Consider the following 14,358-nt stretch of genomic DNA (forward strand, 5'->3'; position numbering starts at 1 on the left):
CACATGACCGCCGCCAGCCCCACCCCGTCCGCCCTTCCCACCCGGTTCCTCCGGGTTCTCTGCTGCGGCCTCCTGCTGGCCTCGGCCTCCGTCGCGACCGCCGCGGAGGGTGACTCGCCGGATGCCGGACAGACAGCGGCGCCGGCCGAGCAGCAGCGCATCGACCGCGAGACCGGTGCCTTCGAATCGCCGCTCCTGATCCGCATGCGCGCCAGGGTTTCCCCCAACTGGCCCGGCCCCCGCGGCACGCCGCCGGCGACCGAGCGCAGGCACTGCCCGGTGATCCCGGGCCCGGCGGGGACTCCCGGAACGGTCCCGGATTTCTGCTGACGCTTCCAAAGCGGCCCGGGGGCGGGCGCGCCTACGCGGAACGGCGCCCCGTCCTCGTCGTCGCTGCCTGGATGACCGCTAGACGGAGAGAGAAGGAAAAGGATGAATAGACAGGATTTACGGGATGAACAGGATTAAGACTGTTTCATGCTGCTGGCAAGCGGCACGCCCTGTGCCACCACACCCGCGCAGCCATACAACGGTCTGAACCAACCAATCTGCGTAACCTGTGCAATCTGCGGATGAATATCCTCTTGTCCTTTTTTGCCCTTCAATCCTGTTAATCCTGTGAATCCTGTCGATTCCGGTTCTTTCCCGTCAGTGCCGGATGCCCACGCCGCGGTTGAGCAGGCGCAGGGCGAAGAGATAGAGCACCACGACGAAGGCGATGATGATGCCGAGCGCGGTGCCGATGGGGATGTCGGAGACGCCCACCAGTCCGTAGCGGAAGGCGTTGATCATGTAGAGGATGGGATTGGCCAGCGAGGCCTGCTGCCAGAACCCGGGCAGCATGTCGATGGAGTAGAAGACGCCGCCGAGATAGGTGAGCGGGGTCAGGATGAAGGTGGGGACGATGGAGATGGCGTCGAAGGTGCGGGCGTAGATGCCGTTGATGAACCCGCCGAGGGCGAACAGCGTGGCGGTGAGCAGCACGACCACCAGCATGACCCCGAAATGGTGGATCCGCAGCTCGGTGAAGAACATCGACACGCCGGTGACCACCACGCCCACCACCAGGCCGCGGGCCACCCCGCCGGCGATGAAACCGGTGAGGATGACGTAGTTGGGGGTCGGCGAGACGACCATCTCCTCGATGTGGCGGTGGAACTTGGAGCTGAAGAAGGAGGAGACCACGTTCGAGTAGGCGTTGTTGATCACCGACATCAGGATCAGCCCGGGCACGATGAAGTCGATATAGGGCTGCCCGCCCATCTCGCCGATGCGGCGGCCGATGAGGTTGCCGAAGATGATGAAGTAGAGCCCCATGGTCACCGCCGGCGGCACGACGGTCTGCGGCCAGATGCGGATGAAGCGCAGGAACTCCTTGAGAACGATGGTCTTGAAGGCGTGGTACTGCTGACGGAGATCCATAGGGGTCTACTCAGGCGTGTGATTGTGTCCCCGCTCGGGAGCGAAGGCGCTCATCGCTGGGCGGCGCTGTTCTCGAGCAGGCCCATGAACAGGGCCTCCAGGCGGTTGGTCTTGTTGCGCATGGAGGCGACGTGGATGCCCAGGCGATCCAGCGCCACGAACAGCGCGCTGAGCCCCTGGTGCTTGTCCACGTCCACTTCCAGGGTATAGGGGTCCGCCAGCCGGCTGGCGTAGCAGGGCAGATCGGGCGTCTCGTGCAGCGGGTTGGCGAGATCCAGCACGAAGGTCTCCATCTGCAGGGTGGCCAGCAGGGACTTCACCGAGGTGTTCTCGATGATGCGCCCGTGGTCGATGATGGCCACGTTCCGGCACAGGCTCTCGGCCTCCTCCAGGTAGTGGGTGGTCAGGATGATGGTGGTGCCCTGGCGGTTGATGTCGCGCAGGAACGCCCACATGGATCGGCGGATCTCGATGTCCACCCCGGCGGTGGGCTCGTCGAGGATCAGCAGCCGCGGACGGTGCACCAGCGCCCGGGCGATCATCAGCCGGCGCTTCATGCCGCCCGAGAGGTTGCGCGCCATCTCCCGGCGCTTCTCCCACAGCCCCAGGCGCTTGAGATACTCCTCGGCCCGCTCGAAGGCGGTCTCCCGATCGATGCCGTAATAGCCGGCCTGGTTGACCACGATCTCCACCACCGGTTCGAAGACGTTGAAGTTGAACTCCTGCGGCACCAGCCCGATGCAGCTCTTCACCGCGTTGAGGTCGCGGTCCAGGTCGTGGCCGAACACGCTCACCGTGCCCCCGGACTTGTTCACCAGGGAGGTGACGATGCCGATGGCCGTGGACTTGCCGGCGCCGTTGGGTCCGAGCAGGGCGAAGAAATCCCCCTCCTCCACCGCCAGGCTGATGCCGTGCAGGGCGGTGAAGCCGTTGGGGTAGGTCTTGGTCAGGTTGTCCAGAACGAGAGCCTGCATGGGATACCGTGACACTCCGAAAAACGTGCAAGGGTGCGATAGAGAAGGGCCGAGTTCAACCCCAGGAAGCCTGTGGGCTCGCTGCCGTCCGGGCGGCGGATTCACGGGATCGGACCCGGGTGGGGCCGGTTCCCGCCGGGGCGGGCCGGCAGGCACATCCTGCACCAGGCGCGGCGCGGCGGGACTTCCGGACCTCCCCCCGCTCCCGGCACGGCCCTGTCCCCGGTGATTACGGACCCGATGCAATCCGCGTTCGATTACCTGGAAATGCCCGTTAGTGTAGCGCGGCACGCCAGGAGGTATATTCAGAGTCCCCCGAAAACGCCAGGACAAGGCGCAGTACACTAGAATAGCAGCGTGCATTGGCTGCCGGACGGACGACGGTGAACGAGATTCTGCAGAACATCGCCGCGGCGCTGGGCCCCCGGGGGCTGGTGACCGCCGAGACGGACATGGCCCCCTACCTCGAGGAGAGCCGGGGACTCTACCACGGCCGGGCGCGCGCCGTGGTGCTGCCCGCCTCCACCGGGGAGGTGGCCGCGGTACTCGCGCTGTGCCATGAGCAGCGGGTCGGGGTGGTGCCCCAGGGCGGCAACACGGGCCGTTGCGGCGGCGCCGCCCCGGCTCCCGACGGCCGGGAGATCCTGCTCAACCTGAAGCGACTCAACCGTATCCGCACCGTCGATCCCCTCGACTACACCCTGACCGCCGATGCCGGCTGCATCCTCGCCGACGTGCAGGCGGCCGCGCGCGGGGCCGGTCGCTTCTTCCCCCTGAGCCTCGGCGCGGAGGGGAGCTGCCAACTGGGGGGCTGCCTGGCCACCAATGCCGGCGGCACCAACGTGCTGCGCTACGGCAACGCCCGCGAGCTCACCCTGGGGCTGGAGGTGGTGCTGCCGGACGGACGGGTGTGGAACGGCCTCAACGCCCTGCGTAAGAACAACACCGGCTACGACCTGCGGGATCTCTTCATCGGCGCGGAAGGCACCCTGGGGGTGATCACCGCGGCGGTGATGAAACTCTACCCCGAGCCGGCGGACATCCAGACCGCCTTCGTCGCCCTGCGCGATCTCGACGCCGCGCTGGAGCTGCTGGCGCTGGCGCGGGGCATGAGCGGTGACGCGGTGACCACCTTCGAGTTGATGTCCCGCCGGGCGCTGGAGTTCGCCGTCCGCCACGTGCCCGGCTGCCGCGACCCCTTCGACACCGCCCACGAGTGGTACGTGCTGCTGGTGCTGGCCGGCACCGAGCCGGACGCCGGCATGTCCGCCCGTCTCCAGCGGCTGCTGGAGAGCGCCTGGGAACGGGGGCTGGCGGCCGACGCCGCCCTGGCCGCCAGCGAGGGGCAGGCGCAGGATTTCCGCCGCCTGCGCGAGGGGGTGGTGGAAGCCCAGCCCCTGGAGGGGGGGTCCATCAAGCACGACGTGTCGGTGCCGGTGTCGCGGGTGCCGGAGCTCATCCGCCGGGCCGACGCGCGGGTAACGGAACTGGTGCCCGGCATCCGCCCCTGCGCCTTCGGCCACGTGGGTGACGGCAACATCCACTACAACCTCTCCCAGCCGGTGTCCATGGACCGGGAGGAGTTCCTGGCCCTGTGGGAGCGGCTCAACCACGAAGTGCACGACATCGTCGCCGCCCTGGGGGGGGCGTTCAGCGCCGAGCACGGGGTGGGCCGGCTCAAGGTGGGCGAGATGGCCCGCTACAAGAGCCCGGTGGAACTGGACCTGATGCAGCGGGTGAAACGGGCCATCGACCCGCGCGGAATCATGAATCCGGGCAAGGTGCTGCCGGAGTGAGACGGCCGCCGCCGAACCGGGATGCCGTCCCCGCCCTCAGCGGCGGATCAGCTCCACTGCCCAGGACGAGACCAGTTGGCCGGCCCGCAGCAGGGTGCCGCGGTTGAGATAGCGCCGCTCGTCCAGCCGCACCAGGCACTCGGTGCCGCTGTGGCGCCCGTCCGGTGAGCGGTACAGGGACAGGAGGGTGTCCTCCACCACCACGTACTTTCCCTCCACGCGGCCGACGGTGGGATTTTCCATGCGCCAGCGGGTGGAGCTGCCGCCGGGGCGCATGGGCACGATCTCGTAGCGGCTGGACACGGACTGGGAGGGCTGATCGCGCACCTGCATGACCGTGTTCACGATCCACAGCCCCGGTTCATGCTCGACGCGACTCTCGCCCTCCAGCGCCACCTCGGCGCCGCTGCCGCTGTGGTAGTTGCCCTCGGCGCTCCAGACCGCTTCCTCGAACAAGAACGTATGCTGCATCGGCTTCAACTCTCCTGGTGTTTCCTGAATCGGGACCGTGCGCCGTCATGCCTGCACGGAGCGGCATGGAGGACGGCATATTACCCGATTGCCCGGCCCTGCTCGATTCGGGAGCATGGGGGTCCCGCGGCGCACAGGCCGTGAGCCATTCCGGTGCAAGCCACGGCTGCATTGTGAACCATTGTGAACAATCGCCTCCGCGCGTCCATTGTCTTGCCCGCCTTTCATTACGATTTGCTTGCAGTGCGTGGCAAACGCGTAATAGTTTAGTGCCCAGCAGCACAACGGCCGCGCAATCGGCCACTTCCATATATAACAATTGCTGTTCGGATGCATGAGCAGGCCTGCCGCAACGTCGCCGTGGGATCGGGATTCCACGCGACCTTGACGGTCGACCATTCATTCAGTCCAGATCGGAGATTCAAACACATGAGCAAGCTGCGTTTTCTTGCCGCTGGTACGGCTCTCGCCCTGCTGGCCGCAGGCACCACCGCCCAGGCCGGCGCCACCCTGGATTCCGTCAAGCAGAAAGGTCACGTGCAGTGCGGGGTCAGCACCGGCATCCCCGGCTTCTCCTCCGCCGATGACAAGGGCAACTGGACCGGCATCGACGTGGATGTCTGCCGCGCCGTGGCCGCCGCCGTGCTCGGCGACGCCAATGCCGTGAAGTACACCCCGCTGACCGCCAAGGAGCGACTCACCGCCCTGCAGTCCGGCGAGATCGACATGCTCTCCCGCAACACCACCTGGACCGCCACCCGCGACACCTCGCTGGGCATCAACTTCACCGGCGTCAACTACTATGACGGCCAGGGCTTCCTGGTGAGCAAGAACCTCGGCGTGAAGAGCGCGCTGGAGCTCAACGGCGCCTCGGTCTGCATCCAGTCCGGCACCACCACCGAGCTGAACCTGTCCGACTATTTCCGCGCCAAGAAGATGGAGTTCCAGCCGGTGGTGTTCGACACCTCCGACCAGACCATCAAGGGCTTCGAGGCGGGCCGCTGCGACGTGCTCACCTCCGACCAGTCCCAGCTCTACGCCCTGCGCATCAAGCTGGCCGACCCCAACAGCGCCATGGTGCTGCCCGAGGTCATCTCCAAGGAGCCCCTCGGCCCGGTGGTCCGCCAGGGCGACGACCAGTGGTTCAACGTGGTGAAGTGGACCCTGTTCGCCCTGGTCAACGCCGAGGAGCTGGGCATCACCTCCGCCAACGTGGACGGGATGAGGACCGGCACCGATCCCAACGTCAAGCGCCTGCTCGGCACCGAGGGCGACATCGGCGTGGGCATGGGTCTGACCAACGACTGGGCCTACAACATCGTCAAGCAGGTGGGCAACTACGGCGAGATGTTCGAGCGCAACGTGGGCAAGGGCTCGCCGCTGGGCATCGAGCGCGGCCTGAACGCCCTGTGGACGAACGGCGGCCTGCAGTACGCGCCGCCCATCCGCTGACCTCGTCGACATGCAGCTGAAGCGGCGGCGCACCCCTTGCCGGGTGTGCCGCCCTTCCCCCTTTCCGGCAATCGCAGGAGCCTGACCCATGGCGGCAGACCCGCGCGAGGACGACCTTCCGTCGAAACCCCCGGTCTGGAACGATCCGCGCATCCGCGCGCTGGTGTTCCAGATCGTTATCGTGGTCGCGGTGTCGGCCTTCGGCTACTACCTGTTCGACAACACCCTGACCAACCTGCAAAAGCGTGGCATCACCACCGGCTTCGGATTCCTCGATTCCCAGGCCAGCTTCGGCATCATCCAGACCCTGGTGGAGTACAGCGAAACCTCCACCTACGGCCGTACCTTCATCGTCGGCCTGCTCAACACCCTGCTGGTGTCGGGGCTCGGCATCGCCCTGGCCACCCTGCTGGGATTCGTCATCGGCATCGCCCGGCTCTCCAGCAACTGGCTCATCGCCAAGCTGGCGGCCGCCTACGTCGAGCTGTTCCGCAACATTCCCCTGCTGCTGCAGATCTTCTTCTGGTACTTCGCGGTGCTGCGGGCCCTGCCTTCGCCGCGCCAGAGCTATGATCTCGGTGGCGCGGTATTCCTGAACCTGCGCGGGCTCTACCTGCCGCGCCCCCTGTTCGAGCCGGGCTTCGGGTACGTGTTCGCGGCCCTGGTCGCGGCCATCGCGGGGAGCATGTTCATCGCCCGCTGGGCCCGCCGGCGGCAGGAGGCCACCGGGCAGCAGTTCCACACCATCTACACCTCCATCGGCCTCATCCTGGGACTGCCCCTGCTGGCCTTCCTCGCCACGGGCGCGCCGCTGGCCTGGGAGCTGCCGGAGCTGCGCGGGTTCAACTTCCAGGGCGGGATCCCCGTCATTCCCGAGCTCTCGGCCCTGCTGGTGGCGCTGTCCATCTATACCGCCGCGTTCATCGCCGAAATCGTCCGCGCCGGCATTCTCGCCGTGAGCCAGGGCCAGACCGAAGCGGCCCATGCCCTCGGGCTGCGTCCCGGACTCACCCTGCGCCTGGTCATCATCCCCCAGGCCATGCGGGTCATCATCCCGCCGCTCACCAGCCAGTACCTGAACCTGACCAAGAACTCGTCGCTGGCCACGGCCATCGGCTACCCGGACCTGGTCTCGGTGTTCGCCGGCACGACCCTGAACCAGACCGGCCAGGCGGTGGAGGTCATCGCCATGACCATGGGGGTCTACCTCACCATCAGCCTGGTCATCTCCCTGCTGATGAACTGGTACAACAAGCGCAAGACACTGGTGGAGCGATAGATCATGCCCGCGACCCACGTCCCCCAACCCGACCTGCCGCCGCCCATCATCAGCGTGGGCGTGATCGGCTGGATGCGCCGCAACCTCTTCTCGTCGCTGCCGAATACGGCGCTCACCCTGTTCGCCCTCTACCTGCTCTGGCTGCTGCTGCCGCCGGCCATCCAGTGGGCGTTCATCGATGCCGACTGGTCCGGCACCGGCCGCGAGGACTGCACCGGCGGCGGCGCCTGCTGGGTCTTCGTCCAGGTGCGCTTCTACCAGTTCATGTACGGCTTCTACCCCGAGGCCGAATCCTGGCGGGTGAACCTCGCCTTCGGACTGCTGATCGTCCTGACGATCCCGCTGTTCATCCGCGCCTTCCGCTGGAAGGGGTGGCTCAGCGCCTTCCTGCTGCTGGGCTACCCGGTGATCGCCTACTACCTGTTCCTCGGCGGCAGCTTCGGGCTGGAGCTGGTGGAGACGGACCAGTGGGGCGGGCTGCTGCTGACCCTGGTCCTGGCCGGCGTGGGCATCGTCGCCGCCCTGCCCATCGGCGTAGTGCTGGCGCTGGGACGGCGCTCCCAGATGCCCATCGTCAAGGCGCTCTCCATCGCCTTCATCGAGTTCTGGCGCGGCGTGCCGCTCATCACCGTGCTGTTCATGTCCTCGGTGATGCTGCCCCTGTTCCTCCCCGAGGGGGTGAACTTCGACAAGCTCCTGCGGGCGCTGATCGGCATCATCATGTTCCAGTCCGCCTACATGGCGGAGGTGGTGCGCGGCGGGCTGCAGGCCATCCCCAAGGGACAGTACGAAGCGGCCGCGGCCCTGGGGCTGGGCTACTGGCGCACGATGGCCCTGGTCGTCCTGCCCCAGGCGCTGAAGCTGGTGATTCCCGGCATCGTCAACACCTTCATCGCCCTGTTCAAGGACACCACGCTGGTGCTCATCATCGGGCTGTTCGACCTGCTGGCCATCATCCAGCTGGCCCTGGCCGATCCCAAGTGGCTCGGCTTCTCGGTGGAGGGTTACGTCTTCACCGCCGCGGTGTTCTGGATCTTCTGCTTCAGCATGTCTCGCTACAGCCAGGCGCTCGAGCGCCGCCTGCATACGGGCCACGCCCGCTGATCGCCTGTGGAGGAATCACCCATGAACCAGGAAACGGCCCACGGCACCCCCGGCATGATGATCTCCGACGAGGTCATGATCGAGATGCGCCAGGTGCACAAGTGGTACGGCCAGTTCCACGTCCTCAAGGACATCAACCTGACCGTCAACAAGGGCGAGCGCATCGTCATCTGCGGCCCGTCGGGCTCCGGCAAGTCGACCCTCATCCGCTGCATCAACCGGCTGGAGGAGCACCAGACCGGCCAGATCGTCGTCGACGGCGTGGAGCTGACCGGGGACATCAAGCACATCGAGAAGATCCGCCGCGAGGTGGGCATGGTCTTCCAGCAGTTCAACCTCTTCCCCCACCTGACGGTGCTGGAGAACTGCGCCCTGGCGCCGCTGTGGGTGCGCAAGATGCCGCGCCGGGACGCCGAGCACATCGCCATGCAGTACCTGGAGCGGGTGAAGATCCCGGAGCAGGCCCTCAAGTACCCGGGCCAGCTCTCCGGCGGTCAGCAGCAGCGCGTGGCCATCGCCCGCAGCCTGTGCATGAACCCCAAGATCATGCTCTTCGACGAGCCCACCTCGGCGCTCGACCCGGAGATGATCAAGGAGGTGCTGGACGTCATGATCGAGCTGGCGGAGAGCGGCATGACGATGATCTGCGTCACCCACGAGATGGGTTTCGCCAAGACCGTCGCCAACCGGGTCATCTTCATGGACGGGGGCGAGATCATCGAACAGAACGCGCCCGAGGAGTTCTTCAACAATCCGCAGTCGGACCGCACCAAGCTGTTCCTGAGCCAGATCCTCGATCACTGAGGAGCGGCAGGCCCCGGCGCGGACTCAGCCTCCGCGCCGGGCGCGCAGGATGACGCTGGCGGACACGCCCGCGGACAGCGCGAAGCCGGCGACCATCATCACCCATCCCATGGGCGCAGCGCCGTAGACCAGTACCGCACCCAGGCCCACCAGCAGGGTGCCGATGGCGATGAGCACGTGATCGATGGTGGTGAACCCCGGTTTCTTCTCTTTCTGCATGGCTCCTCCTCGCTGTCGTTGTAGTCTGTGAGGGCGCACGGTTCGCCACCCCGACGACGGGGTGCGATACCCTGCCGCGAGTAGTGAATCATAACAGGCCGGATGGGAAAAACATGGATACCGGGGAGTGGCGAAGGACCTGGCGCCGACTGGTGGGGAACAACCGTTTCGACAGCCGCGAATGGGCCGGCGCCTTCGGCGACCTCGGCACCCTGATTCCCTTCGTGGTGGCCTACGTCACCCTGCTCGGGATGGACCCGGTGGGCATCCTGATCGGGTTCGGGATCGCCCTGGTGGCCAATGGATTGCTGCGCCGGACGCCGTTCCCGGTCCAGCCCATGAAGGCCATCGGGGCGGCCGCCACCGCCCAGGCCGCCGGCGGCGTGATCTTCACGCCGGGGGCGGTCTACGCCGCCGGCTTCGTCACCGGGCTGGTGTGGCTGCTGCTGGCCCTCACCGGCATCGCCGAACGCCTCGCCCGGCTCACGCCGCGGCCGGTGGTGGCCGGGATCGTGCTGGGGCTCGGACTGGGCTTCATGGGCCGGGGGATCGAGCTCATGCTCGACACCTGGTGGCTGGCGCTGGCGGCCCTGGCCGCCAGCCTGCCGCTGCTTGACAGCCGGCGCCTGCCGGCCATGTTCGCCCTGCTGCTGATCGGCGGCATCGCCGCCCTCCTGCTCGAACCGGGGCTCATGGGGCAATTGCTCGCCCTGCGCCCCGGGCTCCATCTGCCGAGCCCGGAGCTGGGGTCCATCACCCTCGACGACCTGGCCGTCGGCGCGCTGTTCCTCGCCCTGCCGCAGCTGCCGCTGACCCTGGGCAATGCCCTCATCGCCGTGACCGACGAGAACAACCGCCTGTTTCCCGACCGCCCCGTCCGACACCGCGGGGTGGCGCTGTCCACGGCGGCGATGAACCTGGCCGCCCCGCTGGTGGGCGGCGTGCCCATGTGCCACGGCGCGGGCGGCATGGCCGGCCACGTGCGCTTCGGCGCCCACACCGGGGGCGCCCCCATCATTCTCGGGAGCCTCCTGCTGCTGCTGGCGCTGTTTCTCGGCGACGCGGTGGTGTCCTTCATGGCCGCCTTTCCGGCGGCGGTCCTCGGCGTCATCCTGTTCCTCGCCGGCACCCAGCTGGCGCTGGGCGCCGGTCGCCTGGGCGAGGAACGGGGCCCCCGCTTCGTGGCCCTGGTCACCACCGCCCTCGCCCTGTGGAACGTGGGCGCGGCGTTCGTCGCCGGACTGGCCCTGCACGCCCTGATCGCCCGGGGTGTGATGAGGCCGTGAGGGGGATTCAACGCAATGGCGCCAAGAACATCAGGAAACAAATGTGTACGGCGAATCGGAGGGGGTAGACGTAGACCTTTATCCCTTCACCTTTACCCCTTATCCCTTCGTGTCTTCGCGTCTTTGCGCCTTTGCGTTGAAAACAATCTCACTCCTCCAGCAGCTCGCCGGCCACCCGGTGGAGGTAGAAGTAGCCCCGCAGGGCCATCAGGCCGGCGAGGAAGGGCCAGGGGCTCCAGACCGACAGCCCCAGGATGAGCAGCGTGATGCCGCCGAACAGGGCCATGGCGATCAGCCACTGCAGGAGGAGCAGGCCGATGCCCTCCAGGGGTTCGAGCCGGCGGGCCAGCCAGGAGGCGTCCGTGGCCAGGGCAGCCGGGGTGTGGTCGCGACGGGTCGGGTCGATCATGGGTTCGGGGTCCGTTTATCCGAGTGGATTACTAAATTATTAGACCCCATTGCCGATCCCCGTCAACCCGCACCCGCTTCCGGTCCATCCCCCCCTGCCCGGGATGCCACCGCCGTGGCGAAGCGGTAGCGTCCGTCCAGCACCAGCTCCAGCCGGTCGCCGGGAGCGAGGGGACCGACTCCGGCGGGCGTGCCCGTCAGGACCACATCGCCGGGCAGCAGGGTGAAATGGCGGCTGATGGTCGCCACCAGCTCGAACACCGGGCGCATCATCTGGCGGGTGGAGCCCCGCTGGCGCACCTCGCCGTTGATGCGCAGCTCCAGCGTGGCGGCGTCGGGCTCCAGCGCATCGGCGCCCACGAACGGCGAGATGGGGCAGCTGGCGTCAAAGGCCTTGGCCAGCTCCCAGGGCTGGCCGCGCTCCTTCAGGTACTGCTGCACGTCCCGGAGGGTCAGGTCCAGCGCGATGGCGTAGCCGGCCGCCGCCGCCCGCGCGGCCGCCACGTCGGCCGCGCTGAGGCGCGCGCCGATGAGGATCGCCAGCTCCACCTCGTGGTGGCAGGCCCCCTCCCCGGCCGGCAGCGCCAGGGGACGCTCCAGGGGCGCCAGGGCGGTGCTCGGCTTCATGAACAGCACCGGCCGCTCGGGGATCGGATTGCCCAGCTCCCGGATGTGGTCCAGATAGTTGCGGCCCACGCAGACCACCTTGCCCGCGGGCCAGGGGCACGCGCTGCCGTCGAGCCAGGTGTGGCGGTAGCCCTCGTCGTTGTCTGCCATGTCGCGTCTCCCGGTGATGGAATCAGCCGAAGCGGTTGGCCAGGATCAGCCCGCCCAGGACCAGCCCGCCGCCCACCAGCAGCGACAGGGTGACGGGTTCGTCGAGCAGCAGCCCCCCGGCGATCACGGCACTGACCGGTACAAAGTTGATGAACAGGCCGGCCCGGGCGGGGCCGATGGTGCGCACCCCCTGGTAGAACCAGACGAAGCCGAGCACGGTGCCGAAGAAGGCCAGGTAGAACAGCGCGCCCCAGCCCGTGGTGCTGAGGCGCGCCAGCGCCGCGCCCAGGCCCTCGTGCCAGGCCGGCAGCAGCAGCAGCGCGGTCCCGGCCATGCAGGAGTAGGAGACCGCCTCCAGGGCGCTCAGGCCCGACATGACCCGCTTGCCGAGCAGGGTGTAGGTGACCCAACTGGCGACGCAGCCGAGAATCGCGAGCTCGCCGTAGCCCACCTCGCCCTGCACCAGGGCGAGGGGATCGCCGCGGGAGATGACGGTCACCGCCCCGGCCACGGAGAGGACGATGCCGATCCCCTTGGCGAGGTTGAGCCGTTCGCCGAACAGGAGCGCCGAGAACAGGGCGATGAAGATGGGGTTGCCGGCGATGATCACCGCCGCCCGCCCCGCCTCCACCGTGCGCAGCCCGGTGAAGAACAGCACGTTGTAGGCGAACACCCCGGTGGCCCCCAGCAGCACCACCGCGCCCCACTGCCGCGGGCGCAGCCGGCCGAGGCCGTTGCCCTGCCGCAGCAGCAGCCCGGCGAGCAGCAGGCTGGCCAGCAGGAAGCGGACGAAGGCGGCGGAGAAGGGCCCGATCTCCGCGGACACCAGCCGCCCGGCGACGAAGGTTCCGCCCCAGAAGACCGCCGCCAGGGTCAGCAGGCCGTAGGTGGACCAGGGCCGGGCGGCGGGCGCGATGCCGGTGGCGCTCACGGGGTCTGCCTGCAGTGGCTCTCGCGGGTGAACAGCACCAGGACCAGGGACAGGGCGAGCCAGCCGAGCATCAGGGCGAAGCCGCCGCGGTAGGCCGCGAGGTCGTAGATCCGGACGCCCTCCCGCAGCTCGCCCCCCCAGGCCCGGTCGAGCATCCAGCCCACCCCCGGCTGCAGGAGCATGGGGCCCATCATCACCCCCATGTTGACCACCCCCGACACGGTCCCCGACAGCCGGGCGGGCACCGACTCCTTGGCGAAGGCGAAGCCGATGATCATGTTGCCGGAGAGAAAGCCCGCCACCACCAGCAGGCTGACCAGGCCCCACACCGGCAGTCCGGGCACCAGCAGCGCCACGGCCCAGGCCGCCAGCATCCCCGCGCAGCCGATGACATACAGCGGCTTGCGGTGCCCGAGGTGATCGGAGAGCCAGCCGAAGGCCGGGCCGCCGACCGCCCAGGCCACCAGCAGCGCCGAGCACACCGCTGCCGCCGTGGTCCGGTCGAGGGCGTAATGGGTGGTCAGGTAGGGCACGCCCCAGAGGCCGGCGAAGGCCAGCACGCTGCCCACGATGCCGCCCGGCACCAGGTAGAGCAGCCAGGTGTTGCGATAGCCCAGCACCTCGCGGATGCCCGCCAGCACACCGTTGCCCACGCGGGTGGCGGCATCGGCGGCGCGGGCGGTGGGAGCATGGCTGGCGAAGCCGCGCTCCGAGGGGTCGTCGCGCACCACCCACCAGATGCCGGCGGCCACCGCCAGGGTGACGGCGGCGGAGACCCCCATCACCGGCCGCCAGCCGAAGGCGTCCACCAGCAGCCGCAGCGGCACCCCGGCGAAAACCGCGCCGATGATGCCGCAGAACAGCGCCATGCCGGAGGCCAGGGCGAACTGGCGCGGCGGCAGCCAGTGGCCGGCGAGCTTGAGCATGCCCACGAAGGCCACCGCCACGGAGCCGCCCACCAGCAGGCGTCCGGCCCCGGCCCAGAACAGGTTCGGCGCCAGGGCGAAGACCAGCGTCCCCGCGCCCGCCACGATGGCGCCGAGGGTCAGCAGGCGGCGGGGACCCCAGTGGTCGGCCAGCAGCCCGGTGGGCACCTGCATGGCCACGTAGCTGTAGAAGTAGAACGCGGACAGGTTGCCGAGCGCCGCCGCGCCGAGGCCGAAGTCGGTCATCAGCTCGCCGGTGATGACCCCCGGCGCCACCCTCTGGTAGAAGCCGATCAGGTAGAGCGCGGCACCCAGACCCCAGACGGTCCAGGCGAGTCGCAGCGGCGGCGGATGGGCAGTTGACATGTGGGCTCCAGCCGGTTGCAGGGGGGCGGTCGATGCCGGAAATATTGACAGGGCAACTATAACCGCACCGCGCTTGCCCGACTACTGCAGTGCGTCACTCCGGCGCCGGGCGCATGTGCTTATGCACAACGGGTTTTATGACA

The 14,358-nt window shown here is 68.2% G+C and carries 15 protein-coding genes; 7 read left to right on the forward strand and 8 right to left on the reverse strand.

Features of this window, described 5'->3' with window-relative positions:
* Positions 1-3 precede the first annotated feature (3 nt).
* Positions 4-330 carry a hypothetical protein gene (locus tag DFQ59_RS14910; protein ID WP_114280514.1) on the forward strand — a complete coding sequence of 109 codons (327 nt, stop codon included), beginning with the start codon at positions 4-6 and terminating at the stop codon, positions 328-330.
* Positions 331-648: 318 nt separating this feature from the next.
* Here the strand turns inward: DFQ59_RS14910 and DFQ59_RS14915 are convergent, their stop codons facing one another.
* Both DFQ59_RS14915 and DFQ59_RS14920 read right to left on the reverse strand, forming a co-directional pair.
* Positions 649-1,422 carry an ABC transporter permease gene (locus DFQ59_RS14915; protein ID WP_114280515.1) on the reverse strand — a complete coding sequence of 258 codons (774 nt, stop codon included), beginning with the start codon at positions 1,420-1,422 and terminating at the stop codon, positions 649-651.
* A gap of 50 nt (positions 1,423-1,472) precedes the next feature.
* Complete coding sequence (locus tag DFQ59_RS14920) at positions 1,473-2,396, reverse strand: ABC transporter ATP-binding protein (RefSeq protein ID WP_114280516.1); 924 nt, start codon at positions 2,394-2,396, stop codon at positions 1,473-1,475.
* A 383-nt stretch (positions 2,397-2,779) separates the two neighbouring features.
* On the opposite strand from DFQ59_RS14920, the gene DFQ59_RS14925 reads away from it, so the two are divergent.
* On the forward strand, positions 2,780-4,192 hold the full coding sequence (locus tag DFQ59_RS14925; RefSeq protein ID WP_245937289.1) for an FAD-binding oxidoreductase: 1,413 nt from the start codon (positions 2,780-2,782) through the stop codon (positions 4,190-4,192).
* 36 nt (positions 4,193-4,228) lie between these two features.
* Here the strand turns inward: DFQ59_RS14925 and DFQ59_RS14930 are convergent, their stop codons facing one another.
* Positions 4,229-4,663: a hypothetical protein gene (locus DFQ59_RS14930; protein ID WP_114280517.1), complete on the reverse strand. Its 435-nt coding sequence runs from the start codon at positions 4,661-4,663 to the stop codon at positions 4,229-4,231.
* A 429-nt stretch (positions 4,664-5,092) separates the two neighbouring features.
* Between DFQ59_RS14930 and DFQ59_RS14935 the strand changes: the two genes are divergently transcribed.
* The 4 genes from DFQ59_RS14935 (at position 5,093) to DFQ59_RS14950 (ending at position 9,302) form a co-directional block, all read left to right on the forward strand.
* Positions 5,093-6,115: an amino acid ABC transporter substrate-binding protein gene (locus tag DFQ59_RS14935; RefSeq protein WP_114280518.1), complete on the forward strand. Its 1,023-nt coding sequence runs from the start codon at positions 5,093-5,095 to the stop codon at positions 6,113-6,115.
* An 88-nt stretch (positions 6,116-6,203) separates the two neighbouring features.
* Positions 6,204-7,394 carry an amino acid ABC transporter permease gene (locus DFQ59_RS14940; RefSeq protein WP_114280519.1) on the forward strand — a complete coding sequence of 397 codons (1,191 nt, stop codon included), beginning with the start codon at positions 6,204-6,206 and terminating at the stop codon, positions 7,392-7,394.
* Positions 7,395-7,397: 3 nt separating this feature from the next.
* A complete protein-coding gene (locus DFQ59_RS14945) occupies positions 7,398-8,498 on the forward strand; it encodes an amino acid ABC transporter permease (RefSeq protein ID WP_114280520.1) in 1,101 nt (366 codons plus the stop codon).
* 21 nt (positions 8,499-8,519) lie between these two features.
* Positions 8,520-9,302, forward strand: a complete 783-nt coding sequence (locus tag DFQ59_RS14950) for an amino acid ABC transporter ATP-binding protein (protein ID WP_114280521.1) — start codon at positions 8,520-8,522, stop codon at positions 9,300-9,302.
* 24 nt (positions 9,303-9,326) lie between these two features.
* On the opposite strand, the gene DFQ59_RS14955 is transcribed toward DFQ59_RS14950, so the two are convergent.
* Positions 9,327-9,521, reverse strand: a complete 195-nt coding sequence (locus tag DFQ59_RS14955; RefSeq protein ID WP_114280522.1) for a hypothetical protein — start codon at positions 9,519-9,521, stop codon at positions 9,327-9,329.
* Between the two features lie 113 nt (positions 9,522-9,634).
* On the opposite strand from DFQ59_RS14955, the gene DFQ59_RS14960 reads away from it, so the two are divergent.
* Positions 9,635-10,807, forward strand: a complete 1,173-nt coding sequence (locus DFQ59_RS14960; protein WP_114280523.1) for a putative sulfate/molybdate transporter — start codon at positions 9,635-9,637, stop codon at positions 10,805-10,807.
* A 148-nt stretch (positions 10,808-10,955) separates the two neighbouring features.
* On the opposite strand, the gene DFQ59_RS14965 is transcribed toward DFQ59_RS14960, so the two are convergent.
* From DFQ59_RS14965 to DFQ59_RS14980, 4 genes are all read right to left on the reverse strand, one after another.
* Complete coding sequence (locus tag DFQ59_RS14965) at positions 10,956-11,216, reverse strand: hypothetical protein (protein ID WP_114280524.1); 261 nt, start codon at positions 11,214-11,216, stop codon at positions 10,956-10,958.
* A gap of 62 nt (positions 11,217-11,278) precedes the next feature.
* Positions 11,279-11,992: a fumarylacetoacetate hydrolase family protein gene (locus DFQ59_RS14970; protein WP_114280525.1), complete on the reverse strand. Its 714-nt coding sequence runs from the start codon at positions 11,990-11,992 to the stop codon at positions 11,279-11,281.
* Between the two features lie 22 nt (positions 11,993-12,014).
* Complete coding sequence (locus tag DFQ59_RS14975; protein ID WP_211314958.1) at positions 12,015-12,923, reverse strand: DMT family transporter; 909 nt, start codon at positions 12,921-12,923, stop codon at positions 12,015-12,017.
* On the reverse strand, positions 12,920-14,215 hold the full coding sequence (locus DFQ59_RS14980; RefSeq protein ID WP_114280526.1) for an MFS transporter: 1,296 nt from the start codon (positions 14,213-14,215) through the stop codon (positions 12,920-12,922). Before DFQ59_RS14980 ends, DFQ59_RS14975 begins: the two co-directional genes overlap by 4 nt.
* Positions 14,216-14,358: the final 143 nt, after the last annotated feature.

The sequence above is a fragment of the Thioalbus denitrificans genome (genome assembly GCF_003337735.1).
Taxonomy (GTDB): domain Bacteria; phylum Pseudomonadota; class Gammaproteobacteria; order DSM-26407; family DSM-26407; genus Thioalbus; species Thioalbus denitrificans.